24 protein-coding genes are annotated in these 26,749 nt (G+C 48.4%); 13 read left to right on the top strand and 11 right to left on the bottom strand.

What is annotated here, in order from left to right:
• Positions 1–7 precede the first annotated feature (7 nt).
• Positions 8–1,159 (top strand): tRNA 2-thiouridine(34) synthase MnmA, encoded by a 1,152-nt coding sequence (gene mnmA / locus E4T80_RS04560; protein WP_135055398.1) that lies wholly within the window; start codon positions 8–10, stop codon positions 1,157–1,159.
• Positions 1,160–1,185: 26 nt separating this feature from the next.
• Here mnmA and E4T80_RS04555 read toward each other — a convergent pair whose 3' ends face one another.
• The 3 genes from E4T80_RS04555 to E4T80_RS04545 form a co-directional block, all read right to left on the bottom strand.
• Positions 1,186–2,199: an ABC transporter ATP-binding protein gene (locus E4T80_RS04555; protein ID WP_135055395.1), complete on the bottom strand. Its 1,014-nt coding sequence runs from the start codon at positions 2,197–2,199 to the stop codon at positions 1,186–1,188.
• A 1-nt stretch (position 2,200) separates the two neighbouring features.
• Entirely contained in the window at positions 2,201–3,853 is a 1,653-nt protein-coding gene (locus E4T80_RS04550) for an ABC transporter permease (RefSeq protein ID WP_135055392.1), read from the bottom strand.
• A 120-nt stretch (positions 3,854–3,973) separates the two neighbouring features.
• Positions 3,974–4,990: a Fe(3+) ABC transporter substrate-binding protein gene (locus E4T80_RS04545; protein WP_135055389.1), complete on the bottom strand. Its 1,017-nt coding sequence runs from the start codon at positions 4,988–4,990 to the stop codon at positions 3,974–3,976.
• A gap of 402 nt (positions 4,991–5,392) precedes the next feature.
• On the opposite strand from E4T80_RS04545, the gene E4T80_RS04540 reads away from it, so the two are divergent.
• Complete coding sequence (locus E4T80_RS04540; protein ID WP_209304367.1) at positions 5,393–6,160, top strand: UTRA domain-containing protein; 768 nt, start codon at positions 5,393–5,395, stop codon at positions 6,158–6,160.
• Here E4T80_RS04540 and hutI read toward each other — a convergent pair.
• The 4 genes from hutI to hutU form a co-directional block, all read right to left on the bottom strand.
• On the bottom strand, positions 6,151–7,404 hold the full coding sequence (gene hutI, locus E4T80_RS04535) for an imidazolonepropionase (protein ID WP_135055386.1): 1,254 nt from the start codon (positions 7,402–7,404) through the stop codon (positions 6,151–6,153). The genes E4T80_RS04540 and hutI overlap by 10 nt on opposite strands.
• A 3-nt stretch (positions 7,405–7,407) precedes the next feature.
• A complete protein-coding gene (hutG, locus tag E4T80_RS04530) occupies positions 7,408–8,415 on the bottom strand; it encodes a formimidoylglutamase (protein ID WP_135055383.1) in 1,008 nt (335 codons plus the stop codon).
• A 9-nt stretch (positions 8,416–8,424) separates the two neighbouring features.
• On the bottom strand, positions 8,425–9,759 hold the full coding sequence (locus E4T80_RS04525; protein WP_135055380.1) for a YjiH family protein: 1,335 nt from the start codon (positions 9,757–9,759) through the stop codon (positions 8,425–8,427).
• Positions 9,760–9,863: 104 nt separating this feature from the next.
• Positions 9,864–11,555, bottom strand: a complete 1,692-nt coding sequence (hutU, locus tag E4T80_RS04520) for a urocanate hydratase (RefSeq protein WP_135055377.1) — start codon at positions 11,553–11,555, stop codon at positions 9,864–9,866.
• Between the two features lie 263 nt (positions 11,556–11,818).
• On the opposite strand from hutU, the gene rsxA reads away from it, so the two are divergent.
• From rsxA to E4T80_RS04470, 10 genes are all read left to right on the top strand, one after another.
• A complete protein-coding gene (gene rsxA / locus E4T80_RS04515) occupies positions 11,819–12,397 on the top strand; it encodes an electron transport complex subunit RsxA (RefSeq protein ID WP_135055461.1) in 579 nt (192 codons plus the stop codon).
• Complete coding sequence (gene rsxB / locus E4T80_RS04510; RefSeq protein ID WP_047976038.1) at positions 12,397–13,011, top strand: electron transport complex subunit RsxB; 615 nt, start codon at positions 12,397–12,399, stop codon at positions 13,009–13,011. The genes rsxA and rsxB overlap by 1 nt, the downstream gene beginning before the upstream one ends.
• On the top strand, positions 12,995–15,751 hold the full coding sequence (gene rsxC, locus E4T80_RS04505; protein WP_135055374.1) for an electron transport complex subunit RsxC: 2,757 nt from the start codon (positions 12,995–12,997) through the stop codon (positions 15,749–15,751). The genes rsxB and rsxC overlap by 17 nt, the downstream gene beginning before the upstream one ends.
• A 13-nt stretch (positions 15,752–15,764) precedes the next feature.
• Positions 15,765–16,400, top strand: a complete 636-nt coding sequence (locus tag E4T80_RS04500) for a trimeric intracellular cation channel family protein (protein WP_135055371.1) — start codon at positions 15,765–15,767, stop codon at positions 16,398–16,400.
• Positions 16,401–16,424: 24 nt separating this feature from the next.
• Positions 16,425–17,468: an electron transport complex subunit RsxD gene (gene rsxD / locus E4T80_RS04495; protein WP_135055368.1), complete on the top strand. Its 1,044-nt coding sequence runs from the start codon at positions 16,425–16,427 to the stop codon at positions 17,466–17,468.
• Positions 17,469–17,477: 9 nt separating this feature from the next.
• Positions 17,478–18,110 (top strand): electron transport complex subunit RsxG, encoded by a 633-nt coding sequence (rsxG, locus tag E4T80_RS04490; RefSeq protein WP_135055365.1) that lies wholly within the window; start codon positions 17,478–17,480, stop codon positions 18,108–18,110.
• Positions 18,111–18,125: 15 nt separating this feature from the next.
• Positions 18,126–18,815 (top strand): electron transport complex subunit E, encoded by a 690-nt coding sequence (locus tag E4T80_RS04485; RefSeq protein ID WP_135055362.1) that lies wholly within the window; start codon positions 18,126–18,128, stop codon positions 18,813–18,815.
• Entirely contained in the window at positions 18,815–19,768 is a 954-nt protein-coding gene (gene lpxM, locus E4T80_RS04480) for a lauroyl-Kdo(2)-lipid IV(A) myristoyltransferase (RefSeq protein WP_135055360.1), read from the top strand. Before E4T80_RS04485 ends, lpxM begins: the two co-directional genes overlap by 1 nt.
• 31 nt (positions 19,769–19,799) lie before the next feature.
• The gene (locus E4T80_RS04475) at positions 19,800–20,552 is read left to right on the top strand and encodes a class I SAM-dependent methyltransferase (protein ID WP_135055357.1); all 753 of its coding nucleotides are present in this window, start codon (positions 19,800–19,802) and stop codon (positions 20,550–20,552) included.
• 329 nt (positions 20,553–20,881) lie between these two features.
• Positions 20,882–22,165, top strand: coding sequence for an NAD(P)/FAD-dependent oxidoreductase (locus E4T80_RS04470; RefSeq protein WP_135055354.1), 1,284 nt, complete (start codon positions 20,882–20,884; stop codon positions 22,163–22,165).
• Between the two features lie 93 nt (positions 22,166–22,258).
• Here the strand turns inward: E4T80_RS04470 and tsaD are convergent, their stop codons facing one another.
• Complete coding sequence (gene tsaD / locus E4T80_RS04465) at positions 22,259–23,290, bottom strand: tRNA (adenosine(37)-N6)-threonylcarbamoyltransferase complex transferase subunit TsaD (protein WP_135055351.1); 1,032 nt, start codon at positions 23,288–23,290, stop codon at positions 22,259–22,261.
• A gap of 83 nt (positions 23,291–23,373) precedes the next feature.
• Complete coding sequence (locus tag E4T80_RS04460; protein WP_047976048.1) at positions 23,374–24,153, bottom strand: outer membrane protein assembly factor BamD; 780 nt, start codon at positions 24,151–24,153, stop codon at positions 23,374–23,376.
• 152 nt (positions 24,154–24,305) lie between these two features.
• On the opposite strand from E4T80_RS04460, the gene rluD reads away from it, so the two are divergent.
• Positions 24,306–25,283 (top strand): 23S rRNA pseudouridine(1911/1915/1917) synthase RluD, encoded by a 978-nt coding sequence (rluD, locus tag E4T80_RS04455; protein ID WP_135055348.1) that lies wholly within the window; start codon positions 24,306–24,308, stop codon positions 25,281–25,283.
• A gap of 45 nt (positions 25,284–25,328) precedes the next feature.
• Here the strand turns inward: rluD and hslO are convergent, their stop codons facing one another.
• Positions 25,329–26,195 (bottom strand): Hsp33 family molecular chaperone HslO, encoded by an 867-nt coding sequence (gene hslO, locus E4T80_RS04450; RefSeq protein WP_135055345.1) that lies wholly within the window; start codon positions 26,193–26,195, stop codon positions 25,329–25,331.
• Positions 26,192–26,605 carry a ribosome-associated heat shock protein Hsp15 gene (gene hslR / locus E4T80_RS04445; RefSeq protein WP_135055458.1) on the bottom strand — a complete coding sequence of 138 codons (414 nt, stop codon included), beginning with the start codon at positions 26,603–26,605 and terminating at the stop codon, positions 26,192–26,194. The genes hslO and hslR overlap by 4 nt, the downstream gene beginning before the upstream one ends.
• Positions 26,606–26,749 lie beyond the last annotated feature (144 nt).

Genomic DNA, 26,749 nt, shown 5'->3' with positions numbered 1-26,749 from the left:
TATAAAAATGAAATCAATAACTTACAATAAAATTTTCCCTCAATTAACCGCAGAACAACTTGCCGAAAACCGTAAAAAGAAAGTGATTTGCGGAATGTCCGGCGGGGTGGACTCTTCCGTATCTGCTTTCATTCTTCAGCAACAAGGCTATCTAGTAGAAGGCTTGTTTATGAAGAATTGGGAAGAAGATGACGATACGGACTACTGCACTGCCGCTGCCGATCTTGCTGATGCTCAGGCAGTCTGCGATAAGTTAGGGATAAAATTACACAAAATCAATTTTGCCGCAGAATATTGGGATAATGTTTTCGAACATTTTTTAGCGGAATACAAGGCAGGACGCACACCAAATCCGGATATTTTGTGTAATAAAGAGATTAAATTCAAAGCCTTTTTGGAATATGCTGCGGAAGATTTAGGGGCGGATTATATTGCTACCGGACATTATGTCCGCTGTTCTCCGCACGCTCAACAACCTCAATTATTACGGGGTCTGGATAGTAATAAAGATCAAAGTTATTTCCTCTATACGTTGAGCAAACAGCAAGTTGCGCAAAGTTTGTTTCCCGTCGGTGAATTAGAAAAACCGATTGTACGGGCGATTGCCGAAGACTTAGGGCTGGCAACGGCGAAGAAAAAGGATTCGACCGGTATCTGTTTTATCGGCGAGCGTAAGTTCAAGGATTTCCTAGCCCGCTATTTGCCGGCACAATCCGGCGAGATTAAGACGTTGGACGGTCAGGTTATCGGTCGCCACGACGGTTTGATGTACCATACTCTGGGGCAACGCAAGGGCTTAGGCATTGGCGGGGTCAAAGGGGCGGCAGAAAATGCGTGGTATGTTGTTGAAAAAGATGTTGAACAGAACGTCTTGATCGTGGCGCAGGGGCAGGATAATTCCGCCCTGCTCTCAAAAGGGCTAATCGCCGCGCAATTGCATTGGGTCGATCGCCAACCAATTCGTCAAAATCTGCGCTGTACGGTGAAAACCCGCTATCGCCAAGCGGATATTGCGTGCGAAATCCAACCGATTGATGATGACACTATTAGGGTTATTTTCGATGAGCCACAAATTGCGGTTACGCCCGGTCAATCTGCTGTTTTCTACCAAGAGGAAGTGTGCCTTGGCGGCGGAGTGATTGAGCAAGCCATAAAATAAAAAAATCCCGCATTTGCGGGATTTTTTTAGTTGAAAAAGACCAGCTCCCGACACTGAAAGCCTACGCTCACGTTAGCGTGTAAGGGGAAATCTGCCAGTTGGTAAGCGGTTAGATAGATGCCGTTTATTGCAATTTGGTAGCGGTAATACTGCCCTAAGAACAATTTTTCAGCCACCGTACCTTGCCCGTTCTCGTCTTGTTTAAGCAAGATTTGTTCGGGGCGGAGCAGCCATTGATACTTGCCCGGTGCATAGTGCATCTCAGGGAAAAGATGATAGCGACCGATCGGGCTTTGCAGGCTGTGATCGGCATAAATTTCGCAGTCTAAATAGTTTGTACCGCCTAAAAAATCGGCAACGAAGCGGTTGATCGGGTTATGATACAAGGCAGTGGGTGTGCCGAGCTGGACAATTTTGCCCCGATCCATTACCGCAATTTTGTCCGCAAACGCAAAGGCTTCCTCTTTACTGTGCGTGACGAAAATCGCCGGTACATTTTGGCTTTTTAAGATCTGTTTGATTTCTTGGATCATTGCATAGCGGGTTTGGCTGTCGATATTCGAAAACGGCTCGTCCAGTAGCAGTAATTCCGGTTTACAGGCTAAGGCTCTGGCGATGGCCACCCGCTGCTGCTGCCCGCCGGAAAGTTCGTGGGGGAAGCGTTTTTCAAAGCCGGCTAATTTCACGACATTGAGCATTTTGCTCATTATCTCCTGACGCGTGGTTTTGTCCAGCTTGGTTAAGCCGAATTGGATATTATCCGCTACGTTCAAATGCGGAAAGAGTGCGTAATCCTGAAAAATCAGCCCGATTTTGCGATCTTCTACACGGCAGCAGTGAACGGCTTTTCCTGCCAATGTTACTGTGCCGCTACTGGTTGGCAGTAAGCCGGCAATCGCTTTAAGTAGCGTGGTTTTACCGCAGCCGCTTGCTCCCAGTAAACAGACAATTTCGTTTTCCCCCACCTCTAAATCCAATGATTGTAAAATGTGATTTTGCCCGAATTGGCAACTTAAATTTTGAATTGCTAATAATGTCATTTTAACGCCCTTTTTGTGATTGGGAGATCAGGGAACGTGTCAGCCAAATGACCGGAATCAGCCCGACCAACACCAGCACAATGGCAGGCAGGGCGGCACGTTCTAATTGTTCATCGGAAGTAAAGGTAAAAACGTAGGTAGCGAGAGTATCGAAATTGAAAGGGCGTAGTAATAATGAAGCATTCAGCTCTTTCATACTCTCAATAAATACCATCAAGGTTGCAGTAATTAACCCTTTATAAATCAATGGGATATGTATCCGTTTAAACATCGGTAAGCCGCTTTGCCCCATTGTTTGACTTGCCATATCCAACGAAGGTGAAACACGCCCCAAGCACGCATCAAGGCTGCCGATCGCCATTGCCAAAAAGCGAATTGTATAAGCCAGCACTAAGGCGAACAGTGAACCGGAGAAAATCAGTCCTACCGGCGATAATCCCATTGATTTTAGCAAACTGTGTAACTGGTGATCGGCGAAGGTAAGCGGTGAGAGTAAGCCGATTGCCAGTACCGTACCGGGAATGGCGTAGCCAAAACTGGACAGCCCTAACGACAAGCGGGTGGTTCGGGCAAAAAATTTGCTCTCTTTTGAAAGGCGGTGCGCTAAATGGAGCAATAGCGCAACCGAAACCGTGCAAATCGCTGCAATTGCAGACACTTTGAGGCTATTTAACGCAAATTTGACGAAATCTAAGTTCCACGATTGCTCGAAATAGTGAAAAGCCCAAAAAATCAACCGTCCGAACGGGATAAAAAATGCCAGCCCCAAAAGCCCCCAGCACCACGCCAGTGCCAAGACAGTTTGCCAGCGGGATAAGGTTTTAAAGGCGGTTTTTTTCTCATAGCCCCGCTGATAATTTTTTTGTTGGCGGCGGCTGTACTGTTCCAAGCATATAAACAGGAAAATCATCAGCAGCATAAAAATCGCAATGCGGCTCGCTGTGCCTAAATCGTGAAAACTCAACCACGAGTCATAAATTGCCGTGGTTAATGTCGGCACGGCGAAATAGGCGACCGTACCGAAATCGCCTAAGGTTTCCATTGCGACTAAAGCGATGCCCACGGCGATTGCCGGTCTGATCATCGGAAAGGTAATACGGCGGAAAATTTGGCTCGGCGAAGCGCCCATTATTTTGGCACTGTGGAGTAAATTTTCCGATTGCTCCAAAAATGCCACTCTTACCAGCAGGAAAATATAGGGGTAAAGTACCAATGCCAGCACAAAGCACGCACCGTACAGGGTGCGGATTTGGGGAAACCAATAGTCGCTTGGGCGTTGCCAGCCGAAAATTTCCCGTAGTAATCCCTGAAATGCACCGGAATAATCAAGCAGATCCGTATAAAGATAGGCAATCAGGTAAGCGGGCATTGCCAGCGGTAGGCACAATAGCCATTGTAGTGAGCGTTGCCCCCAAAATTGATAATTAGCGACCAACCACGCAGACGGCAGCGCAAACAGCAATGCCAGCCCGACCGTACCAATCACCAATAATGCCGAGTTGATCACATAACTACCCAACATTGTTTGCCATAAATGGCGTAGGTTATCCATTTCACCGCTGAGGGCGTGATAGCCAATCGCCAGTAACGGCAATAAAATAAACAGGGCAGTTAGAATTGCCGAGAATTTCCAAGGGAGGTAACGGAGGTTCATTTTTCTGTAAATGATAAATTAAGGGGCTTATTTTAAATGCCAAAACGAGCTTTAACAAATTTTAGTGAAGATCTCACCGCTTGTTAAAGCTCGTCAATCAATTAAAACGCACTTTAATGATTAAAATTCATCAAATTTGACTTCATCAACCAATTTTAATGCTTTTTCATAGTTTTTGGCGATTGTTTCAAGTTTAAGGGTATCCGCTGTGAACGAACCCCAACCTTTGACTAAATCGGACGGTTCAACGCCGACTTTAACCGGATATTCGTGGTTTAATGTCGCATATAATTTTTGCGCATTTTCACCGCTTAAATACTCGACTAATTTCACCGCATTGGCTTTGTTCGGGGCATATTTCGCTAACGCAACGCCACTAATATTAACGTGTGTGCCGTATTTGCCTGCCGGGAAGTTAATCACCGCTGCTTCTGCCCACGATCTTTGTTTTTCGTCATCAAGCATCTTACCGTAGTAGTAGCTGTTGCCTAAAGAATAGTCGCAGATACCTTCTTTGATCGCTTTGACTTGATCACGGTCGCCGCCTTGCGGTTTGCGGGCAAGATTTGCTTTTAAGGCTTCCAAGAACGCTTTCGTTTTCGCTTCGCCGTAATGTTCAATCATTGAAGCAAATAATGATACGTTATAAGCGCTTTTACCTGAACGTACGCAAACTTTGCCTTTGTATTCCGGTTTGGCTAAATCAAGGTAGCCGAAATCCGCCGGTAGTTTACCGACACGATCTTTGGAAGAGTAGATCACACGCGCCCGTGTGGTTAAACCGTACCATTTACCTTCGGAATCACGGAACTGCGCCGGAATATTCTCTTGTAATGTTTTGGTGCTAAACGGTTGGGCTAAGCCGTCATTGACAATTTGCATTACACGGGAAATATCCACCGTTAGTAGCACGTCTGCCGGGCTTAGCTCGCCTTCTTGCTTCACACGCTCAACCAAACCTTTATCGGCAAAGATCACATTCACCTTAATCCCGCTCTCTTTTTCAAATTCTTTCAGCATCGGCTCAATTAAATAAGGCTGACGGTAAGAATAGACATTCACTTCGTTAGCGGCAAAGGCAGAAGTGGACGCTAAAGCAGACAGGGATAACGCAAGGGTTGAAAGGGATTTTTTCATTGGATTTCCTCCATAGGGCTTTATTATGTCGATAAAAACGGCAAAATTCTAAAAGGTTCGTAAAATGCTGTCAATAAGAATTATTCTTATTCGTGCAAGGTTTACAAATTGCTGCAATTAGCCAGACCGTTTTGCCGATTTTTCACCTTATCTGACCGCTTATTACCGATTTTTCCCGTATTATGTAGCAAATGCACAAAAATAGACATTTTAACAGAATGTAGGGACACACTGCGTGTGTCCTTTTATAAAAATCAAATTATTTCAATTGGTTAAAATCCGGACACACGCAGTGTGTCCCTACAAGCGAACAAAAAACAACTTTGTGCAACTGCTAATAATATTGGATTTTTCTCGAAAGGCGGTTGCGCCTCAGGTGAAAAAGCCGATAATAGCCTTTTTATGATTGAGATTTCCGGCACAATGCACATAACGGCTTCCGGCAATAAGCCTCTACCGGCTTACTTGCAGATTAAAAACACGATTTTATCCCGCATTCACGAGGGGCGTTGGAAAGCGGGTAGCACAATTCCGACAGAAATGGCGTTAAGCCGAGAATTTGGCGTGTCTCGAATGACGGTCAATCGGGCGCTTAAAGAGCTGACGGCGGAACGGGTGTTGGTACGCCGTCAGGGGTCGGGAACAATGGTCGCCCAACAGCAGTTCAACCATACGTTTATTGAAGTGCGTAACATTGCCAAAGATATTAAACAAGCAAAACGGCAATACCGTGCCGAAGTATTGACACTTACCAGTCAGCCCTTTAATGCCCTACCGCCTGCGGTAAAAGCCGCTTTTCTGAACAGTGAAAAGCCAAATATGCCGGAAAACACGCCGATATTCTCCGTTGAGATTGTGCATTACGCAGATAATGAACCGTTACAATATGAAGAACGCTGGGTGGATAGCCGCTTCGTCCCTGCATTTTTAGAGCAGGATTTCAGTGTGGTGAATACCAGCGACTATTTAATTGCCCTTGTGCCGCTCGAAAGCGGGCAATACGCCATTAGTGCCGTCTTAGCTACCGACAATGTCGCTGCCGCCTTAAATTTATCAAGACCTTCAGCAGTGCTACGTTTAAGCCGTAGCACTTGCTCACAAGGGCAGGTGGTAACTTATGTCAATATGTGGCACGCCGGCGAACGTTTCCAATTCAGCGGTCAGCTTTGAGGCTGATATGCCACGGCTTTGCCGCCGATATAAAGGGCTGCCAACCGATTTTGCCCGATGAGATAACTCAAATCGGCGGGGCGATCAATCTCCCACAAGCAGAGATCCGCATCATAACCGACGGCTAATTTCCCTTTGTGATTTTGTATGCCCAATGCGCAAGCGGCGTGGTAAGTTGTGCCGGCTAGGGCTTCCTCCGGTGTGAGCCTAAATAAAGTACACGCCATATTCATCGCCAGTAGCAATGAAGTAGAGGGCGAAGTGCCGGGGTTGCAATCGGTCGAAACCGCCATTTTCAGCCCGGCTTGCCGCATTGCCGCAATCGGCGGGTGTTGTGTTTCCCTTAACAGATAAAAAGCAGTGGGTAAAAGCACGCCGACCGTTCCCGCTTGTGCCATTTTTGTAATACTTTCTTCGCTTAAATATTCGATATGGTCGGCGGATAAGCCGCCAAATTCTGCGACTAATCCGCCACCGCCGGAGTCGGAAAGCTGCTCGGCGTGTAATTTAACCGGCAGTCCTAGCTGTTTGGCTTGCTCAAACAGGCGTTTGACTTGCGCAGGGGTAAATGCAATATGTTCACAAAAGGCATCAACGGCATCGATCAGCCCTTCTTGAGCTAAGATCACTAGCCACTCGCAAACTTGCTCGATATACGCAGCTTCTCGCCCTTGATACTCTTGCGGGGTGGAGTGTGCTGCTAAATAAGTGGTTTTTACCATGATGCCGTACTTATCGGCTAAATGGCGAGCGACTTTCAGCATTTTCCGCTCCGTTGCCAAATCCAGCCCGTAGCCCGATTTGATTTCTACCGTTGCCACCCCTTGCGCTATCAAATCGCTAAGCCGTTTTTCTGCCGACTGGCATAATGTGTCAAAACTTGCCTGACGGGTGGCATTGACTGTCGCCAGAATACCGCCGCCTTGTTTAGCGATCGTTTCGTAGCTTGTGCCGGTCAGCCGTGCTTCAAATTCATTACTGCGATTGCCGGCATACACAAGGTGGGTATGGCAATCAATCAAAGCAGGGGTAAGCCATTTTCCTTTCGCATTCCATACCTGCTCCGCTTTAATCGGCGGCAGATCTTGCATTTTGCCTAGCCAAATAATTTTACCTTGTGAAACGGCTAATGCACCGTCTGTTATTTGCCCGTAAGGTTCACTATCCTTTCGGTATAAATCAAAACCAAATGCTTCATTCATTGTGGCAAGATGTGTATGCGTAATTAAAAGCTCTGCGTGCATTTGCTATTCTCCGTTTAATAGTTGCTGTTCTGAGATTAAGGCGAGCAGCCTTGCCGCCACTTTTGCGCCACGCCCGTCAATATCGTAGTGTGGGTTGTACTCAGCAATGTCGATTACGCTGACTTTGCCGCTTTGGATAATGGTTGAAATACAGCGTTCGACAAAATCTAAGGGCAGCCCTTTCGCCGCCACGGCACTGACTGCCGGCATTGTACCTGCGTTCAAACAATCCAGATCAATGGTGAGGTAGAGGCGATCAAGCGGTGCGATAAAGGCTAAAATTTGCGATTCAATTACCTGCCAAGTGAGACGGTAACAATCGTTATCAGAGAGCATTTTTACTTTCAGTGCTTTTGCCCGCTCAAACAGTGCCGCCGTATTAGCAAATTCACTCACGCCAATGCAAAAATAGGCCAAGAGCTGACCGCTTGTAGCAAGGTATTCGGCAATTTGGCGAAACGGCGTGCCGGAAGTCGCATATTGATCCTGACGCAGATCGAGGTGGGCATCAAGGTTGATCACGCCGATGTTCAGCGCAGAATGCTGTGCGGACAAACCTTGATGCAGCCCTAAAAAGCTCCCCCATGCTATTTCGTGTCCGCCGCCAATCCCGATGGCAAGTCGATTTTGCGCCACAATAGCAGCAATGCTATCGGCGTATTGGTGCTGCGCTTGCTCTAATAGTTCAGGGATAATGCGATCCTCATCTTGGCAGTGGATTTCCCCTGCATCGCCCACTAAAGCGGAAAGTTGCTCGGCATATCGTTGCTGTAATGCCCAACTGATAGGCAATTTAGCGAGGGCTGATTTAATAATGCGTGGGGCATATTTCGCCCCGATCCGCCCTTGATTGCGGTTTACCCCCTGATCGCAGGCAAAACCGAGCAAAGCGATAGGTTGCTGCTCGAAAGTGTGGATATGTTGATACCAATACTGTGCCAGCGTATTTTCATAAGGTTCTTGGCGACCGGTATAGACAGCCTGCTCGAAAGCGGTGTATTTGACAGACATATTTCCCCCTTAGTAAAGCCAGCCGAAAGCGGCGGCAAGTTGCCCGATAGCCCCTGCCAGTACAATGCTAAGGGCGGTACGCTGAAACCAAATCATCAACATTTTCGGCAGCGAAAGCGGAATTTGGGTTGCCAGTAAGCAAGGGATCATCGCCGAGAAAAAGAGAATACTGCTGACGGACACAATCGCCACAACAAAGCGGGTCAATGTATCGCTTTCTGCCAGCATTAGTGCGGGTAAAAACATTTCGGCGAGACCGGCAGAAATCCCTTTAGCCGCAGTCATTGGCTCGGCAAGCCCTGCCAACCACGTAAACGGCGAGAGAATTAGCCCTAATAGATCGAAGGTCGGCGTATATTTGGCAAGGAGTAAACCGACCAAGCCGATAGCGAGAATGGAAGGCACAATAGCGGCTGCCATTTCAATACCGTCCCGCAAATTCAGCCACAATACCCGCCAAAGACTGCCTGTGGATTGCGCAGTGTGAATGCCCGTTTCAACTGCCACCCGAAAACGTGCCGTCCAGTGAAGAGGTTGTTCAGGGCGGCTATTTTGATTATCTATGCGGCTAATCGGTGGCAGGCGGGCGGTAATCGCGGTAACCGCAAAGGTTACAATCATTGCCGACCAAAAATAGAGCATCCAAAACGGCATAAGATTTAAGGTTTTCGCAATAATCACCATAAACGCCGTTGAAACCGTTGAAAATCCGGTTGCAATAATCACCGCTTCCCGTGCCGAATATTGCCCCTGTAAATAGACCCGATTGGTAATCAATAATGCCACAGAGTAGCTGCCGACAAACGAGGCGACCGCATCGATCGCCGATGCGCCCGGCGTACGCCAAATCGGGCGCATAATCGGCTGCATTAGTACGCCCATCATTTCCAATAAACCAAAGCCAATCAAAAAGGCTAAAATTAACGCCCCGATCGGCACAATCATTCCCACCGGTAATGCCAGTTTTTCAAACAGAAAAGGCAGCATATCTTTGCTCATTAGCAGTGCCGGTGCGTTATCCGTTAAGTAAAGTGCGGCAATCACCAGCCCGATAATTTTAAAGAGCGTGAGGATTTTGTGGGTGAGATTTTTCCGCCAACTGTGATCAAAAAACGGTTTAAACACGCCGTATAAGATCAGCAAAACCAGCAGGAACAGCGCAATTCCTCGTTGTTGATGGACTAAATAACTGGCGATATGGTCGAACAAAATCGTGTTTTTGCCCGATAATTCAAACGGAATAAAAAACATTAAAATGCCGATTGTGCTGAACACAACCATTTGTAATAACGCAATCGCACGGGGCTTTAGCGGTGGTGATGTTGTATCTGAAGGAAAGGTCATACTTCAACTCCTTATTTAATCATTGTTGTGTTGAAATAGCGATAAAAGGGGATTAGCATAAATACAAGCGGTCGGTTCAGCCTGTATTTATGCAAAATAACGGGTTATTTCATCATCGGTAAATTCAGCCCGTACTGTTTCGCCGTTTGAATGGCAAGCTCGTAGCCCGCATCGGCGTGGCGCATTACGCCGCTGCCGCAGTCATTGACCAACACACGAGCCAGCCGTTTTGCCGCCGCCTCTGTGCCGTCTGCTACAATCACCATTCCCGAATGTTGAGAATAGCCCATACCCACACCGCCGCCGTGGTGTAGCGAAACCCAAGTCGCTCCGCCTGCAACGTTGAGCATTCCGTTCAGCAATGCCCAGTCGGACACCGCGTCCGTACCGTCTTTCATATTTTCCGTTTCACGATTTGGGCTGGCAACGGAGCCGGTATCCAGATGATCACGCCCGATCACAATCGGTGCTTTTAATTCACCGTTTTTCACCATTTCATTAAATGCTAAACCCGCTTTATCCCGTTCGCCTAAGCCTAGCCAGCAAATGCGGGCAGGTAAGCCTTGGAAATGAATACGATCCTGCGCCATATCCAGCCAACGATGGACGTGGTGATTATCAGGAAACAGTTCCTTGATTTTTTGATCGGTTTTATAAATATCTTCCGGATCGCCGGAAAGCGCGACCCAACGGAACGGGCCTTTACCCTGACAAAATAGCGGGCGGATATACGCCGGCACGAAACCGGGGAAGTTAAACGCCTCTTTCACCCCTTCATCAAAGGCGACTTGGCGGATATTATTGCCGTAATCGGTCGCCGGCACGCCCATTGCCTGTAAATCCAATATCGCTTGAACGTGAACGGCACACGATTTTGCCGCTGCGGTTTTTAGCTCGGCGTGTTTGGCGGGATCGGTTTGGGCGGCTTTCCACGCTTCAACCGTCCACCCGATTGGCAAATAGCCGTGGATCAGATCGTGAGCGGAGGTTTGGTCGGTAACAAAATCCGGTTTAATCTCGCCGTTTTTCGCCCGCTTGACGATCTCCGGCAAAATCTCTGCCGCATTGCCCAGTAGGGCGATTGATACCGCCTCGCCTTTAGCGGTATGCTCCTTGATTAACTGATAGGCGTGATCCAGATCATTCGCCTGTTTATCGACATAGCCCGTGCGTAAGCGGAAATCAATACTGGATTGTTGGCACTCAATATTCAACGATACTGCACCAGCAAAGGTTGCCGCCAGCGGTTGCGCACCGCCCATTCCGCCCAAGCCTGCGGTTAAAATCCAACGCCCTTGCCAACTGCCTTGGTAATGTTGGCGACCCGCCTCCGTAAAGGTTTCGTATGTCCCCTGTACAATGCCTTGTGTGCCAATGTAGATCCAACTGCCCGCCGTCATCTGCCCGTACATAAACAGATCTTGTTGATCGAGCTGATTGAAATGCTCCCAAGTTGCCCAACGTGGTACGAGGTTGGAATTGGCAATCAGCACCCTCGGTGCGTCTGCGTGCGTTTGAAAAATCCCAACAGGCTTGCCCGATTGCACAATCAGCGTCTGATCGTCATTTAAGGTTTTCAAACTGGCTAAAATCTGATCGTAGCATTCCCAATTGCGTGCCGCACGCCCAATGCCGCCATATACCACAAGGCTTTGCGGGTTTTCTGCTACATCTGGGTGAAGATTATTTTGAATCATTCTAAACGGTGCTTCCGTCAGCCAGCTTTTACAATTTAACTGTGTGCCGGTTGGGGCTGAAATAATGCGGTTTGGATCGGTACGGGTAAAGGTTGTCATCGTTTGCTCCTGTCATATGCGTGAAATTTGTATAGACAAATTAGCAATAAAGATGAACGATAACAATCAACTTGTAAGAAAAACGTTAAATTTTAATCAGAAATGTGAACGAGATCGCAATTTTAGCCATTCAAGCCAAAAAATTGCTCATTTCTCTTCGGATCGAGGCGCTTGCTGCGTAATGTTTGGCAAAGGGTGTTGTTCATTGGCGTGAAAAAACGGATAATATCCGCCATTTTTGCAATGATTTTGTGGGAAAAGGCGTGAAATATCTGTTATTGATTATCGGCACGGCGTTAATTAACAATTTTGTGCTGGTGAAATTTTTAGGGTTATGCCCGTTTATGGGGGTCTCCAAAAAAGTGGAAACCGCTATCGGAATGGGGCTGGCGACCACCTTTGTGCTGACGGTGGCGTCATTGGCAGCCTATTTAGTCGAACGGTATTTACTGATGCCGTTAGATGCCCAATTTTTACGCACGCTTGTATTTATTTTAGTGATTGCCGTGATCGTTCAATTAACGGAAATGATCGTACACAAAACCAGCCCGACCCTTTACCGTTTACTCGGCATTTATTTACCGCTGATTACCACCAATTGCGCCGTATTGGGCGTGGCGTTACTGAACGTGAATTTAGCCAATAATTTGGTCGAATCGGTACTGTACGGCTTCGGCGCTGCCGCCGGTTTTTCCCTCGTACTGATCCTGTTTTCCGCTTTGCGTGAGCGTTTGGTCGCCGCCGATGTGCCGCACGCCTTTCAAGGTGCGTCTATTGCGTTAATCACCGCAGGTTTAATGTCCCTCGCCTTTATGGGCTTTACCGGTTTAGTCAAAGTTTAATGTTAGATCAATCAATTCTCTATCTGATTATGGCGATTATCGCCCTGATAGCCCTGATTTTCGGGGCAATTTTGGGCTATTCTTCCATTAAATTAAAAGTGGAAGCCGATCCAATTGTCGAACAAATTGATGCGTTACTGCCGCAAAGCCAATGCGGTCAGTGCGGCTACCCCGGCTGCAAACCTTACGCCGAGGCGATTGCCAATGGCGATCAAATCACCAAATGCGTGCCGGGCGGGCCGCCACTGGTGGTCAAAATTGCCGATTTAATGGGCGTGGACGTACCGGAAATGGAGGGCGAAACGCCGGAAACCAAAGTCGCCTTAATTGACGAAGCAATGTGTATCGGCTGCACCAAATGTATTCAGGCTTGCCCTGTGGATGCCATCATCGGCACAAATAAAGCGATGCACACGGTTATCGCCGATCTTTGTACGGGCTGCGAGCTGTGCGTTGCCCCTTGCCCGACAGACTGCATTGAGATGATCAAAGTGAAACCCACGCCGCAAACGTGGAATTGGCAATTTGACCCGAATTTAGTCATTCCAATCGTCAATACCACCGAATTACAGCATAAACGTATTGAGGGAGGCACGCGTGAGCAATCCAAATGAGGTGCTAGACCGTATCCGTCAAGGGAGAACTTGGTCGTTCCCCGGTGGTATTCACCCGCCGGAAATGAAAAAACAATCAAATCAAAAACCGATCCGCGCCCTACATTTACCGAAATATTTTTATGTGCCGCTGGTACAGCACGCCGGTAGTGCGGGCGAGCTTATCGTCAGCCAAGGGCAGAAAGTGCTAAAGGGGCAACCGCTCACACGGGGCGATCACTATCGCCAGCTCCCTGTGCATAGCCCGACCTCCGGCACGGTGATTGCAATTCAGCCTTATGTATCGTGCCACCCGTCCGGCTTGTCGGAATTAACCGTAGTAATCGAAACGGATGGTCAAGACGAGTGGATCGCCCGTCAGCCGATTGATGATTTTCTACATCTGACAAGCGATCAGATTATCGAAAAAGTTTACCAAGCAGGGATTGCCGGCTTGGGCGGTGCGGTATTCCCAACCTCAAGCAAACTACACTATGCCGATAAACGCTGCCAACTGCTCATCATCAACGGTGCGGAGTGTGAGCCTTACATCACTTGCGATGATCGGCTAATGCAAGAGCACGCCGCCGAGCTGATTGAGGGGATCCGCATTTTGCGTTATGTGCTACGCCCCGAAGCAGTGGTGATCGCGATTGAAGATAATAAGCCGAAAGCAATACAAGCGGTCAGAAAAGCGCTGAAAGGTGCAAATGACATTATCCTGCGGGTTATTCCAACCAAATATCCGTCCGGTGCGAGCGACCAATTAGTCCAAATTTTAACCGGACTAGAGATCCCCTACGGCAAACGCAGCATTGAAATGGGCATTGTAATGCACAATGTCGGCACTGCGGTTGCCGTGAAACGAGCGGTAATTGACGATGAACCCTTGATTGAGCGGGTTGTTACCCTCACGGGCGACAAAATCCGTAATAAAGGCAATGTGTGGGCAAGGCTCGGCACGCCGATTATTCACCTTTTGGAACAGGTGGATTACCAAGCGGACGAGCGTTTTCCGGTCTTTTTAGGCGGGCCGATGATGGGCTTTATTCTGCCTTCTCTGCAAGCCCCGGTAACCAAAACCGCTAACTGCATTATTGCCCCCGACCATTTCGAGTATGCACCGCCGCAGCCAGAGCGGAACTGTATCCGTTGCTCAAGTTGCTCCGATGCGTGTCCGGTCGGTTTGCTACCTCAACAGCTTTACTGGTTCGCCCGTGCGGAAGAACACGAAAAATCAAAGGCTTATCACCTTGATGCCTGCATTGAATGCGGTGTCTGTGCCTACGTTTGCCCAAGCTATATCCCGCTGATCCAATATTTCCGCCAAGAAAAAGCCAAACTGGCTGAAATAGATGAAAAGGCGAAAAAAGCCGAAGAAGCCAAGCAACGCTTTGAAGCTCGTGAAGCACGGCTCAACAAAGAAAAAGAAGCCCGCACCGCCCGTATTCAACAAGCAGCGGAAAAACGGCGGGAAGAAGTGGCAAACAGCCAAGGTGAAGATCCGGTCAAAGCCGCCCTTGCCCGCCTGAAAGCGAAAAAAGCTGACAGCGGCGAAACCGAAACGCCGAAAATCGTAGCAAATGCAAACGGCGAACCGGATAACCGTGATTTAATGGCACAGCGGCGAGCCAGACGTTTAGCAAAACAGGCAGAACAAACCGCACAGCAAGCGGTGAGTTCTGCGCCAAATTCTGCAATAGCGGCGGAGATAGCGGAAAATCCCGCAGCGGCGGATATGCCGAAAAACAGCGTAATGTCTGACACGACAGTGCAAGACACTGATCCCCGTAAAGCCGCCGTAGCCGCCGCCCTTGCCCGAGCTAAAGCGAAAAAAGCGGCACAGCAAGCGGTGAGTTCTGCACCAAATTCTGCAACATCGGCGGAGTTAGCGGAAAATCCCGCAGCGCCGGATATGTCGGAAAATAGCGTAACGGCGGACACGAGCGTGCAAGATGCCGATCCCCGCAAAGCCGCCGTTTCTGCAATATCGGCGGAGATAGCGGAAAATCCCGCAGAGGCGGATATTACGGAAAATAGCGTAACGGCTGACACGACTGAGCAAAATACTGATCCCCGCAAAGCTGCCGTTGCCGCAGCCCTTGCCCGTGCTAAAGCGAAAAAAGCAGCACAACAAGCGGTGAGTTCTGCGCCAAATTCTGCAATATCGGCGGAGATAGCGGAAAATCCCGTAGCGGCGGATATGCCGAAAAATAGCGTAACGGCTGACACGAGCGTGCAAGATGCCGATCCCCGCAAAGCCGCCGTTGCCGCCGCCCTTGCCCGTGCCAAAGCGAAAAAAGCGGCACAGCAAGCGGTGAGTTCTGCGCCAAATTCTGCAATATCGGCGGAGTTAGCGGAAAATCCCGCAGCGGCGGATATTACAGAAAATAGCGTAACGGCTGACACGAGCGTGCAAAATGCCGATCCCCGCAAAGCCGCCGTTGCCGCCGCCCTTGCCCGTGCGAAAGCGAAAAAAGCGGCACGGCAAGCGGTGAGTTCTGTGCCAAATTCTGCAATATCGCCGGAGATAGAGGAAAATCCCGCAGCGGCGGATATTACAGAAAATAGCGTAACGGCTGACACGAGCGTGCAAAATGCCGATCCCCGCAAAGCCGCCGTTGCCGCCGCCCTTGCCCGTGCGAAAGCGAAAAAAGCAGCACAGCAAGCGGTGAGTTCTGTGCCAAATTCTGCAATATCGCCGGAGATAGAGGAAAATCCCGCAGCGGCGAATGTAAAACCAAATTCACCCATAACTTGAGAACGGAGAGAAAATGATCGCAAGCCTCATTCCTGAATTTCCTTGGTCATTTCTGTTTATACAAGATTTGATTGGCACGGTTGTATTTGCCATTTCCGGCGCTATTGCCGCCCGCCAACATCGAATGGATATTTTCGGTATGTTTGTGCTGGCGTTTGTTACCGGGGTCGGCGGCGGCACATTGCGTGATGTGATGATCGGCAGTACGCCGGTCTTTTGGATGAAACAGCCGATTTATGTGCCGATGATTTCGGTGGCAGTCGTCATTGTAGCATTGGCGAAAAATGCGATCGATAAAGCCTACTGGAAAACCGGCTTGCTGATCTTCGATGCGATTGGTTTAGGTGTGTTTACCGTTATTGGGGTACAAAAAGGGCTGGATTTTGGCTTACACCCGCTGATTTCCATTGCCCTCGGTGGCGTAACCGGCTGCTTTGGCGGGTTAATTCGGGATATTTTGCGTAACGAAGTGCCGATTATTTTGCAAAGGGAAGTGTATGTTACCGCCAGTCTGGTTGGCGGCATTATCTTTATTTTATTCCGTGAGGCAGGCTTTGAAAGTAATTGGATCGATGTGGCAACGGTCAGCACCGTGATTGCAATCCGTATGCTGACGATCCGATTTAACCTGCATTTGCCGAAGATTTGAGTTTAGCGAGTTTAGGAAAGAGCAATGTTTAAGATGATGAGTTCCCCGCATACCCATTCACAGCGTTTAACGGCGAACGTGATGTTATGGGTGATTGCGGCAATGCTGCCGGCGTTGTGCGTTCAGGGGTATTTTTTCGGCTATGGCGTGTTGATCCAAGTATCAATCGCATTGGGCTTAGCGATAGTGATCGAGCTAACGGTGGCGAAGATGCGCCATAAATCATTGACGTTCTATTTAAGCGATTTATCGGGGATATTAACCGCTTTCATTTTGGCTGTTGCTATTCCGCCTTATGCGCCTTATTGGTTAATCAGCATTGGCGTGCTGACGTCATTATTGCTGGCGAAGCACGTTTACGGCGGGTTGGGGCAGAATATTTTTAATCCGGCGATGATTGGCTATGCGTTATTGTTGGTTTCTTTCCCGCTGGAAATGACCGCTTGGTTGCCGCCGATTTCTCTTTTAAATGAACCGCCGACCTTTGCAGACAGCCTCTCATTAGTCTTTCGAGGGGTAACGACAGACGGTTTCGGGGTACATCAGTTACTGAATAGCATTGATGGTATCAGCCAAGCCACCCCGCTTGACAGTGCCAAAACCAATATCGCCAAGCAAGGCTTAGAGGGCGTATTGCAAGCGGTTATTTTCAGCGGACATTTTGCAACGGGCTGGTGGCAGGTGAATTTGGCTTTCCTCGTTGGCGGGCTGTTGTTGATCTATAAGAAAATTATTCACTGGCAAATTCCCTTTGCAATGCTGGCAATGTTCAGCCTCTTAAGCGGGCTGACGGAACTGCTGGATAATGCCCGTCATTTAGGGCTTGCCAGCCAACTGTTGAGCGGGGCGATGATGTTCGGCGCATTTTTTATTGCGACCGATCCCGTTTCCGCCGCCATCACCCCAAAAGGCAAACTGATTTTTGGCGGCTTGATCGGCTTATTGGTCTATTTAATCCGCTATTACGGCAACTACCCTGACGGCGTAGCGTTTGCCGTGTTACTGGCAAATATTTGCGTGCCGCTGATTGACCATTACACCCAGCCCCGTTTATACGGCACACGATAAGGAAAAAGAATGAAAACCTCCGTGATTACAACACGTTATGCGTTATTACTGGGGCTGATTGCACTACTTTGTAGTGCTGTTTCAACCTTAGTGTATCAGCTTACAAAAGGGCGGATTGACGATGTGATTGCCACACAACAACGCCAATTATTAGGCGAAGTTATCCCGCATCACTCTTTTGACAATGATGTCTTGGCGACCTGCCGCCAAATTACACTGCCCGAAGCGCCGTTTTTAAATCAGCTTTATGTGGCAAAAAAAGGGGAGAATCTGACCGCTTACGCCATTCAAGCTACCGCACCGGACGGCTACTCCGGCGATATTCGCCTGCTGATTGGTATTCAGCCTGACGGCACGGTACTGGGCGTGCGTACCTTGGAGCATAAGGAAACACCGGGGCTGGGCGATAAAATCGAAACCCGCATTTCCGATTGGATTTTGAGCTTTAACCAACGGACTTTCAGCGTGGAAAGCGAAGCGCAGTGGGCAGTGAAAAAAGACGGCGGGCAGTTCGATCAATTTACGGGGGCGACCATTACGCCACGGGCAGTGGTGAATAATGTCCGCCAAACGGCAAAATGGGTGGTAACTCAACTTAACCACCACCCTGAATGGTTGGCACAATTTGGCGTATGCCGTTGATTTTTGGGAGGAAAAATGGCACAGACATCTATTCCGGTTCAGCAAATAGACGAGCAACCGAAAGCACCGTCCGTCTGGAAAACATTGTTTAGCCAAGGGCTATGGACAAACAACGGCGCATTGGTGCAACTGTTGGGGCTATGCCCGTTGCTTGCCGTGTCCAATAATGTTACTAATGCGTTAGGATTGGGGCTGGCAACCTTGCTGGTATTGATCATCACCAATTCGGTGGTTTCGCTGTTTCGCAAGGCGATCCCGCACGATATTCGGATTCCGATTTATGTGATGATTATCGCCACTGCCGTTACCACGATTCAGTTGCTGATGAATGCGTTTGCTTATCCGGTTTATCAATCGTTGGGGATCTTTATCCCGCTGATTGTAACCAACTGCATTGTGATTGGGCGGGCGGAGGCGTTTGCTTCAAAAAACAGTTTGGCTCATTCCGCCTTTGACGGCTTTGCAATGGGGTTGGGAATGACCTTCAGCCTTGTTTTGCTCGGCAGCCTGCGGGAAATTGTCGGTAACGGCACTTTGTTTGACGGCTTGGATTTGCTGCTGGGTGATTGGGCGAAAGCCCTGAAAATCGACCTGTTACACCTTGATTCCGGCATTTTGCTTGCGATTTTACCGCCGGGGGCTTTCATCGGTTTGGGCATCATTTTGGCGCTCAAAAATATCATTGATCATCGGATAAAGAAATAATGAGTGAAGAACGTTTTACCTACCGTGTCGGCTATCAACACCGCTTCCAAAAAGCCTTTTTACACCCGAAATATTGGGGCGTTTGGCTCGGGGTGCTTGCCTTAGGTTTATTGGCATACCTGCCGTATCAATGGCGGGATCGGCTGGCGGCGTTTGTCGGCAAACTTGCGGCAAAATATCTGAAAGGCAAAAAGCCCTATCACCGTGCCGATGTTAATTTACGCTACTGCTTCCCCGATTGGTCGGCAGCGCAGCGGGCGGAGGTGATCGAAAAAATGTTTATCACCGTTGCGCAAACAATGTTCGGTATTGGGGAAATCGCCCTGCGTTCCGTTCGCCATATTCAGCAACGCAGCGAATTTAGCGGGCTGGATATTGTCCGCCAAGCCTGCGAGAGCGGCAAAAACGTTATTTTGCTTGTGCCGCATACTTGGGCGATTGATGCCTCCGGCATTGTGATGCACACCTACGGTATGCCGATGACCTCAATGTATCACCCGCACCATAACCCGTTGGTAGATTGGCTGTGGAATGCGGTGAGGGAACGCTTTGGCGGTAAAATGCACGCGCGCCAAAACGGGATTAAACCTTTCTTGGCGGATGTCCGCAAAGGCGAGCTGGGCTATTTTCTGCCCGATGAGGACTACGGCGAAGCATTGAGTGTGTATGCGCCGTTTTTTGCAACAGAAAAAGCAACCCTGCCCGGTTTGAATAAAATGGCGCGGGTGGCTAATGCGGTCGTGATCCCGATGTTCCCGATTTACAATGCGGAAAAAGGACGTTATCAGATCGAAATCCTGCCGCAAATTGAATTTAACGGCACACCGGAGCAATCTGCGGCGGAAATGAATAGAGTGATTGAATACTTTGTCAGCAAGCAGCCCGAACAATATGTCTGGATTTTGCGGCTGCTCAAAACCCGTCGGGATGGGCAAGATATTTACCGCCGCTAACAAGCGGTCGGTTTGGGCGGAAAATGTGCAAATGAAACAGAGTATTTACGACAGCCCGCTTTTTTTCGAGCGTTATCTGAAACTGCGGGAAAATCCGATCAGTTTGAACGAAGTGGTCGAGAAGCCGACAATGTTTTCTCTGCTCCCAGAATTGAGAGGAAAGCGGGTGCTAGATCTCGGTTGCGGGGCAGGCGGGCATTTGCTGCATTATTGGCAATGCGGGGCGGTGCAGTTGGTCGGGCTGGATCTATCTTCAGCTATGCTGATGCAGGCGCAGCAGGATCTTGCAAAAAACGGGGTGGATCAGACCGCTTGCCGATTCTACTGTTTACCGATGGAGCGGCTTGCCGAGATTGAGGAAACGGATTTCGACCTGATCACCAGTTCCTTTGCATTCCATTATGTTGAAGATTTCTCTGCACTGCTACGGCACATTCACGCTAAATTAAAACCGAAAGGTGAGTTAATTTTTTCTCAAGAGCACCCGATTGTTACCGCTCACCGTATGGGTGATCGTTGGGAGAAAGATGCTCACAAGCAACAGACGGCGTATCGGCTTAATCATTATCGTGAAGAAGGGCTGCGGGAACGAAATTGGTTTCGGCAATCTTTTCAGACCTATCATCGTACAATGGCAACGATCCTAAATCAGCTTATTCAAGCCGGTTTTCGTATTGTGCAAGTGGAAGAACCGATGTTGGCGGATCAACCGAATTGGCACGCCGAGTTTAAAGATCTGTGCCACCGCCCGCCGTTACTGTTCATAAAATCAGTCAAAAATTAAGGGATTTTCTATCCACACTGCCTGTGGATAACGTTGTGGATTACTTTTTTCAAAATGCCTTAATCCTTGATATTTCATAGGCTTTGGCTCAACTACACTTAATCGACCACAAAATAACTTATTATTTAAAATCAATTAGTTACATTTTGACTAGAGATCAACTTCAAAAAAATTTAGTTTTTTCACGGTTTTTTGACTTGACAACATCAGCCTGTGCAAAACTTATTTTGATTAGCCGTTTTTTTATTAAAAATCCCCGAAAAAATCGCTAGACTTTAACACGCAAGCCATTAAAATTTCACATCATTTTCATTTACTCGGAGATCCTGATGGAAACCATTATTGTGGTCGGCGGCGGTGCCGGCGGGTTAGAACTTGCCACTTATTTAGGCAATAAATTGGGCAAAAAGCAGAAAGCGAACGTTGTGCTGGTGGATAAAAATATCAGCCATTTATGGAAGCCGCTGCTGCATGAAGTGGCAACGGGGGCGTTAGATGACGGGACAGATGCGTTGAGCTATCGGGCACACGCCAAAAATCACGCTTTCCAATTTCAGCAAGGTACGCTCACCAGTGTCAATAAGGCGGAAAAATACATCACTCTTGCACCGATTTACAATGAAAACAATGAGTTATTGGTAGCGCAACGCACACTACATTACGATAAATTAGTGTTGGCGATTGGTAGCCGTTCAAACGATTTCGGCACACCGGGGGTGGCGGAGCACTGTATTTTCTTGGATAGCTCGGAGCAGGCAAAGCGTTTTCATCAGAGAATGATGGAGCTGTTTCTCAAATTTTCTAATAATAACGACAAAGAAGTGCATATTGCGGTTGTCGGTGGTGGCGCAACGGGCATTGAGTTGTCCGCCGAACTTTATAACACGGTGAAGCACCTCAACTCTTACGGCTTTGGTAAGTTGGATAATACCAGCCTGAAAGTTACCTTGCTAGAAGCAGGCGAAAGATTGCTGCCTGCTCTGCCGGAGCGGGTATCGGCATCAGCTTTAAAAGAGTTGAAAGAGTTGGGGGTGAATGTGCTGCTCAATACTGCGGTAACGGAAGCGCAGGCAGACGGGCTGATCACAAAAGCGGGCGATAAAATTGAAGCGGATTTAATGGTTTGGGCAGCGGGTGTGAAAGCGCCGGAAATTACGCAACAATTCGGCTTTGAGATCAATCGCTTAAACCAAATTGCCGTTAGAGATACGCTGCAAGCGGTTGGCGATGACGATGTGTATGTGATCGGCGATTGCGCCTTTTTATTGCAAGCGGACGGCAAACCTGTTCCGCCACGGGCGCAGGCGGCGCATCAAATGGCAACGGTATGCGGTAAAAACATTGTGGCGCAACTGGAATATAAACCGCTTAAAACCTTTGTATTCAACGATAAAGGATCGTTGGTCTCGTTCTCCCGTTTCGGCACTATCGGCAGCCTAATGGGGAATTTAACCCAAGGATCAATGTTTATTGAGGGCAAAATCGCCCGCCTTGCTTACCTTTCCCTCTACCGTATGCACCAAATGGCGTTGCACGGTTGCTTTAAAACGGGCTTGATTTTGTTGGTCGGACGCATTAACCGCTTTATCCGCCCGTCAATGAAGCTACATTAACCGATTAAAAAACGGACGCAACCGCGTCCGTTTTGAGTTTTTGCACCATTGAATATTTGCAATAAAATCGGCATAACCGACCGCTTGTTTGGGTTAGGTAAGTTTTGCCAGCTCGGTCATCGCCCAGCGGGGTTTGACACTCACGGCTAAATCCGTTTGTTCGCCGTGTTTTAAACGCAGATAGCCGGCATAGGCAATCATTGCACCGTTATCGGTGCAGAAAGCGGGGCGGGGGTAGAACACTTCGCCGCCCAGTTGTGCCATTGTATCGGCAAGATCACGGCGTAATTGCTGGTTAGCGCTCACGCCGCCGGCAATCACCAACCGTTTACGCCCTGTTTGTTGTAAGGCTCGGCGAACTTTAATGATCAGTGTGTCAATCACCGCCTGCTGAAAGGCGTGGGCAATATCGCAGCAGGTTTGTTCGTCCAGTTTGCCTTGTGCGTCTAAATGGGTGTGAATGGTATTGGCGGCAAAGGTTTTTAAGCCGGAAAAGCTAAAATCCAACCCCGGTCTGTCCGTCATTGGACGAGGGAACTGGAAACGATTTGGCGTACCTTTTTCGGCTAATTTTGCTAAGGCTGCACCGCCGGGGTAATCTAAACCGAGCAGTTTGGCGGTTTTGTCGAAGGCTTCGCCGGCGGCATCATCAATGGATTCGCCCAAAAGTGCATATTCACCAACATTTTTAACATCGACTAACTGGGTATGTCCGCCGGATACCAACAGGGCGACAAACGGAAAGCCAGGGGCGCTTTCTTCTAGCATTGGGGCGAGCAGATGCCCTTCCATATGATGTACGCCCAACGCCGGCACTCGCCACGCATAAGCGAGCGAGCGGGCAATGGTTGAACCGACTAATAATGCCCCGACCAGCCCCGGCCCTGCCGTATAAGCCACGCCATCAATCTCGCAAGCGGTGAGATTTGCCTCTTTTAATGCCGCCTGAATCAGCGGGAGCGTTTTGCGGATATGATCCCGTGAGGCAAGCTCCGGTACAACGCCGCCGTAATCGGCGTGCATCTCAATTTGGCTATAAAGTTGATTGGCGATCAGCCCTTTTTCGTCATCGTAAATTGCCACTCCCGTTTCATCGCAGGAGGTTTCAATACCTAAAATTTTCATTGGTTCTACTCAGGTTAAAATGGGAAAGGGGCGAAGCCGCCCCTTGAGATTTTTGCATATTTTCGTTTGAAAACGACCGCTTGTTAGAATTGGGCGGCGTATTCCGGCTTGGTGGTATCCGGAAAGGTTTTCGCCTTATTCGCTTCGATTAACGCTGCCACCTTTTGAGCAGAGTCATTAATGCCCATTGCTTCAAAGGATTTTTGCAATAGAGGGAGTGCATCCGCCGTCGGTTTGCTGTCCGGATAAAAACGCATCATTTCTTCCACTCGGTTTGCCACCGCCACATAAGCATCCCGTTTCATATAGTATTGTGCAATTTTTAACTCGTGTTCGGCTAAACGGTTAAGCAAATATGCCATCCAGCGTTGAGCATCTTGCGCATATTGGCTGTTCGGATATTGTTTCACGATCATTTGGAAATTGCCGTAGGCATTGCGGATATTTTCAATAGAGCGGGAAGAGCGGTTTACGCCGAAGAAATCCTGAATCCAGTTATCGCCTAAACGGGCATTGCTTAAACCGGCGAGATAGTACACATAATCCATACTGGCGCTGTTAGGATAACTGCGGGCAAAACGTTCCGCCGCATCCAGTGCTTTATAATATTCGCCGACTTTGTATTGCGCGTAGATAATGCTGAGCTGGGTTTGCTCCCCGTAAGCCCCGCCGTGTGCTCGTAAATCGACCGCTTCTAAGTGGCGGATAGCATTGTTATAATCGCCATCTTGTAAGTAGGTTTGACCTTTGTTGTAAAGATCCTGAGCCGGTACACCGTCAAATTCGTTCTTGTTTGAATTTGAACAACCTGCCATTACCAGACCGGCAAGAATAATGGAAACAAAAGAGCTGAATTTACGCATAATGATTTCTACCTATAAAAAGTGCTTGCGGGAAAAGTTTAATGTACAATGCCGTTTGACTTGCCGTCTTTCGTAAAGTTCAGACGGAAAAACGGCACTATTTTATAGGACAACACTCAATAAGCAAATCAGAATTTGGAATTTTATTATCAATGTCGCAGCAAATTATCTTATCTGCCGAGGTCAGTGCAGATTTATTAGGCGCAAGGCTGGATCAGGCTTTAGCGCAGCTCTTTCCCGACTACTCCCGCTCCCGTTTAAAAGTGTGGATTGAAGACGATCGGGTCAAAGTAAACGGAGCGATCGTCAATAAAGCGAGAGAAAAAGTCTTTGGGGGAGAGCAAATTGAAATTCAAGCCGAGCTGGAAGAAGAGATCCGCTTTGAGCCGCAAGCGATCCCGCTCAATATTGTGTATGAAGACGATGATATTTTAGTGATCAACAAACCGAAAGAGTTGGTGGTTCACCCCGGTGCGGGCAATCTGGACGGCACGGTTTTAAATGCCTTGTTACATCATTACCCGCAAATTGCCGAAGTACCGAGAGCGGGGATTGTGCATCGGCTGGATAAGGACACCACCGGTTTAATGGTCGTAGCAAAAACTGTGCCGGCACAAACTCACTTGGTAACGGCACTGCAAAAGCGGGAAATTACCCGCGAGTATGAAGCGGTGGCGAGCGGTATTATGACCCAAGGGGGCAAGGTGGACGAGCCGATGTCACGCCACCCGACTAAACGGACGGCAATGGCGGTTCACCCGATGGGCAAACCGGCGGTTACTCACTATCGCATTATGGAGCGTTTCCGTAACTATACTCGGTTACGTTTACGCCTTGAAACCGGCAGAACCCATCAAATTCGGGTGCATATGGCACATATTGCCCACCCGTTACTGGGCGATCAACTCTACGGTGGACGACCTCGCCCGCCCAAAGGCGCAAGTGCGGAATTTTTAGACGTATTGAGAAATTTCAAACGCCAAGCGTTGCACGCTGCAATGTTAAGGCTGCATCACCCGATCACGAATGAACTAATGGAATGGCACGCGCCGTTGCCTGAAGATTTTGTCGAGCTAATCGAAGCGCTTAAAGCCGACTATCAACTTTACAAACACGAATTGGATTATTAGCGATAAAAAAGGTTGGCGTATGCCAACCCTTTTTATATTAGAAGGTTAAGCCTGTGCTTTCAGTTCATCAATCGCATTTTTATCAAAGAAATATTGCGTGCCGCAGCATTCACATTGCATATCAATCACGCCTTGTTTTTCCGCCAACATTTCGCTAATTTCCTCTTCAGGTAGAAGCATAATTGCTGCGCCGGAACGTTCCCGTGAGCAGCCGCACTTAAATTCGGTAGCCTGTGGCGGATACACTTCCACGGTTTCCTCGTGGAATAAACGATAGAGCAATCCTTCGGCGGTTAAACCAAATAATTCCTCGTCTTTAATTGTTGAAGCCAGCGTGGCTAAATGTTCAAAATCCTGCGGCGTGCCTGTGCCGTCCGGCACAATTTGTAAGAGCGTTCCGCCAGCAACGGCTTTACCGTCAAACTCGCCGACTCTAATCACCAGTTGTGTCGCTAACTGTTCGGAACGGGCGAAATACGCCTCCAAACATTCGCTGACGGTCGGCTTATCGAGGCTGATTACCCCTTGATAGCGTTCGCCTTTTTCCGGAATAATGGAAATCACCAATACCCCGTTACCGATCATCTCCGTTAATGTGGCGTTATCGGCAATCTCACCTTCTACCCGTGCTAATGCCCGCAGTTGTTGATGCTGATTGCCATTAACCACTGCCAATTTTAATGCACAGTCCCCTTGAATTTGGACGGTGATCGTCCCTTCAAATTTCAAGGTTGCCGTCAGCAAACTGGTTGCTACTAACATTTCACCGAGTAAATTTTGGACGGCTTTCGGGTATTGATGCGTATTAAGGGTTTCCGTAAACGTGCTGTTTAAACGTACCCATTCGCCCCTAACCGCACGGTTTTGAAATAAAAAACGGTAAAGTTTGTCGTTGTCTTGTGTATAAGTCATAGTGTATCCGAGTTGATATGTTTAAATTTGATCAGATCACGGCGTTCCTTTTTATTGGGTCGCCGATCCGGATGCGGCATTGACAGGGCATTTGCTTTGCGGGCAAAGGCAAGTTTCTCCCGTGTTTCGAGGCTCTGCTCGGTCTCTCGATAAAGCCGTTGTGCCTCTGGTGCGCCACGACGTTGATCGCTTAACGCCAGCACTGCCACTTCTTTTTCCTCATTGCCTTGGCGAAGTTTAATCAATGCCCCGATTTCCACCAGCTTGCTGGTTTTCGCCCGTTGCCCGTTATAATGGACTTTGCCGCCTTCAATCATTGCTTTAGCGATACTACGGGTTTTATAAAAGCGTGCTGTCCACAGCCATTTGTCTAAGCGTACCCCGTCATTATCGGGATTGTGATGTGTCATCTTAGCCACTCTGTTGAAAATAGTGCGAAATAAAATGGGGGGACTTTTTATTTTTTCAAGGTGTAAAGGACAAGCGGTGCGTTATTGTGATATTTTTTGCAAAATGATGGCGTACATTTTCCTTAAATTTCGGGACACGACAAA

Origin of the sequence: Muribacter muris (genome assembly GCF_004569585.1) — a bacterium.
Taxonomy (GTDB): Bacteria; Pseudomonadota; Gammaproteobacteria; order Enterobacterales; family Pasteurellaceae; genus Muribacter; species Muribacter muris.
This window is presented reverse-complemented; position numbering and strand designations above follow the sequence as displayed.